The sequence below is a fragment of the Asticcacaulis sp. genome, assembly GCF_027484505.1.
Taxonomy (GTDB): domain Bacteria; phylum Pseudomonadota; class Alphaproteobacteria; order Caulobacterales; family Caulobacteraceae; genus Asticcacaulis.
Genome location: NZ_JAIXSV010000059.1, coordinates 1 through 3,007, shown reverse-complemented (window position 1 = coordinate 3,007; position 3,007 = coordinate 1). Strand labels below are relative to the sequence as shown.

The 3,007-nt window shown below is 49.5% G+C and carries 3 protein-coding genes; 1 reads left to right on the top strand and 2 read right to left on the bottom strand.

Going from position 1 to position 3,007, the window contains the following annotated elements; translation table 11 throughout:
• The coding region (locus Q0072_RS03285) for a hypothetical protein (RefSeq protein ID WP_298325681.1) at positions 1 to 959 on the bottom strand (959 nt) is incomplete at its 3' end.
• 231 nt (positions 960 to 1,190) lie between these two features.
• Positions 1,191 to 1,955: a hypothetical protein gene (locus Q0072_RS03280; protein WP_298325678.1), complete on the bottom strand. Its 765-nt coding sequence runs from the start codon at positions 1,953 to 1,955 to the stop codon at positions 1,191 to 1,193.
• Between the two features lie 117 nt (positions 1,956 to 2,072).
• Here Q0072_RS03280 and Q0072_RS03275 point away from each other — a divergent pair.
• A partial coding sequence (locus Q0072_RS03275) for a hypothetical protein (RefSeq protein ID WP_298325675.1) occupies positions 2,073 to 3,007 on the top strand: 935 nt, incomplete at its 3' end.

The following is a 3,007-nucleotide window of genomic DNA, read 5'->3' as shown; positions in this document are numbered from 1 at the left end:
TTGACGCGTTTCTGCACCATGGCTGTAAGATCGTCGTTGGGATCGTCTTCATCCTCGACATCTTCGCGTTGTTTTTTGTCTTGTTGTCCTTCCTCTTCGCCGTCCTCTTGAACAAAAAAGTCTTCGTCGTTCATGGCCGCCAATTGCGCATCCAGCGCTGCATCTTCCTCCATCTCTCGCTCCTCTCTGGTCATTCTTTTGCGACGTTTGGCTTTCTTTTCTTTGCCGTCACTCGTATCGCCGCCGCCGCCCGAATCCAACAACGCATCAGTCACGGGAAAGGCCTGACAAAAATTGGGTTTTTGTTCAATGACGCAGCTGCCGACCGCCTCACTGCTCCCATTCTTCTTGGTGAAGTTAATGTAAACAAGCCGCGTCACGTTGCTGTTGCTGGCCTTGCTGTTCCCCTTGCTGGAAATAATGTAGGGAAAATCCAATTTCCACTCAACAAATTTCCACAACTCTCTAATGTCGTTGAAAATGCTGTCGGGTTCTTCATGCAAACATGTTATGTCGATGACGGTGGTGACATTTTTGTGGTTGGCTTTGCCGCTGGTCTTGAAACGCTCAGCAGGGCCTTGGGCCAGTTGAAATTTGTTATCCACCAAGGAAAAAATAATGTTGCCGCCGCTCAACGTCTGCCCAATGCCGCACAAGTCCGGGCTGGACAGCATGTGTAACTTGGACACATACTGTTTCTCAGGTATGTCTACGGGCTCGCCATCTTCTGATGTGGTGAGGCAAACATACGGGCAGCTTGCCACTGTGGCCACGTGCCCATTGCGGCGAAAAAACATGACCATGCGCCATTCGCCTTCATTGGCCAGGAAATCCTCGTCCGCCACGGGACAGCCAGCAGGCACTGTCATTTCGTCCAAAAAACGTTTGTTGGTAACAAACATGGCCACGGACAGTTTGGAGTTTGCGTCCATTCCAATTTTGCTCAGCATTTTGGCCAAACTATCTCCGCGAATGTAACCACGGATCCATGGCTGGCCTTGCTCCTTCAAGTCGGCATATGGATCATCCTGGAGAGGCTCCATGGCGGCACGCGCACCGCACTTTGGCACAAGAAAAAAATAAAGTTGACTTTTTCATTTTTTTTTCTTTCCGCAAAAAAAAAATTCTAATTTTCCGCAAAAAAAAAATTTTTTTTTTGGGTCGAAACGGACAAACAATTTTTTTTCTCCTCATTTCGGCAGCAATGACTCAAAGGCTTTTTCGCCTTCTTCACTCCCACTCATCATTGATGTCACTGCATCCAAGGCAGTTTTCATCACTGCTGGATCATGTCCCTTTTGGGCGCCCATCACACGTTTCATGATGGCCTTGGCATTTTTTGGATCAAGCAGACGTTTGATGTCGACGGTAATCTCGCCAGTGACGCTGTGTTTTGCCAGCAAGCCCATCTGTTCCAGCGTTTGAGCCATCTGCGCATCTCGTTCAAACTCGGATGCATCGGATGGCAGCGGCATGGCTGACTTGTCAACGACCTTTTTGGCTTTCTTGGAGACTTTGTTCACATAGGCCCAGAAGATGTCTCGGTTCACAAAGAACCGCTCTGATTTCAAGACTTGCGCAATTCCCAGGTCCGTGAACACGGACAGGCCCTCCAGATGAGACAGAAAGAAAGCGTCGTTTTTTGTCGCAAACGCCTCTTTGTTTTGCTCAACCATCAGGTGCCAGCGAGTGGCCAGTTTCACAATACGCTCATCACGGTCCACCGCCGTCGAAATGACGCCATTGTTGACCATGGCTTTGTTCAGTGGATCGTCCACCTGCGACTCGTTGCCAAAGGTGCGCACCAAGTTGAGAACAAACTCCTCATAGATCTTGAAAAACTCTTCCACGCAGTCGTCAAGTTCCTTTTGCGCAATCTGCTTGGCAGTCGGTGTTTTGGATTCGGCGACCGTCTGTGGTTGCGTCTGAGGTTTGATCCATTCAGTGGGAATCATTGTGCGGGCTACCAGGAGTGCGTGGTTATGGCAAATATTTTTTTTTTAAAATTGTTGCTTCCTCCCTGCTTTTTTTTCTTTAAACTTTTTTTTTTTGTTTGAAATTTTTTTTTTTGTTTGAAAAAATCGTGGTGCGAAAAAAAAGAATCTGCTCATATTTTTTTCTTCAAGATGTCGATGCTGTTGGTGCAGGAACAGGACGGCGTTTTTGAAGTGAATCCAAAAGCCAAGCAGTGGCTTCAGGGGCTTGGCTCCAAAGAAATCATTGTAGCTTCAATTGTGGGAGACTATCGCACGGGCAAGTCTGCTATCCTCAGTCGTTTGTTGCCAAAAGCTCCGAGCGGCAAAAACAACAGCTTCAATGTCGGCCAAACCGTCAATGCATGCACCAAGGGCATTCACATGAGCACCACGCTTCTGGAAAACCCGGCTGATCCCAATACACACATTCTGATGTTGGACACGGAAGGGTTGGGCGCGCCAACAGCGGGCCGTGTGCATGACACGAACATTTTTGTCATGACCTTGTTGCTCACACGCGTGCTGATGCTCAACACCAAAGGCACCATTGACCAAAAATCATTGGACACGCTGCGCATCGTGGCCAACATTGGCAATTTGTTGCGCGCTTCGGCACCTTCAAGCAGCAGCAGCGGCCAAAGCAAACGAAAAAAAGTCGATGCCACCGAAGAGCAGCATGCCAACGAAGACGCTCTCAGCGAACTCTTTCCGGCTTTGGTGTGGATCGTGCGCGACTTTGCTCTGGATTTGGTGGACCCTGACGGCCGCAAAATTACGGCCGAACAATATTTGGAAAATGCCATCATCGATGTGCCAGGCCAGGACGTGGAGAAAAACGAAACACGCCGGGCCCTGCGGAAATTGTTTCCCAAGCGCACCTGCATCACCATGTGCCGACCGGCTGCGGACGACGAAGTGCTGAAAAACATCAACAGCCAGCCGGACTCGGCCATCGACCCGCGCTTCCTGGAACAAATTGAGGCGCTGCGGCGAACAATTTTCATGTACTCGAAGCGCACAGGCATGACCGG

What these genes read in the sequence shown, in the direction of transcription:
- Q0072_RS03280 (WP_298325678.1), bottom strand. Translation starts at nt 1,955, where the DNA reads ATGATTCCCACTGAATGGATCAAACCTCAGACGCAACCACAGACGGTC.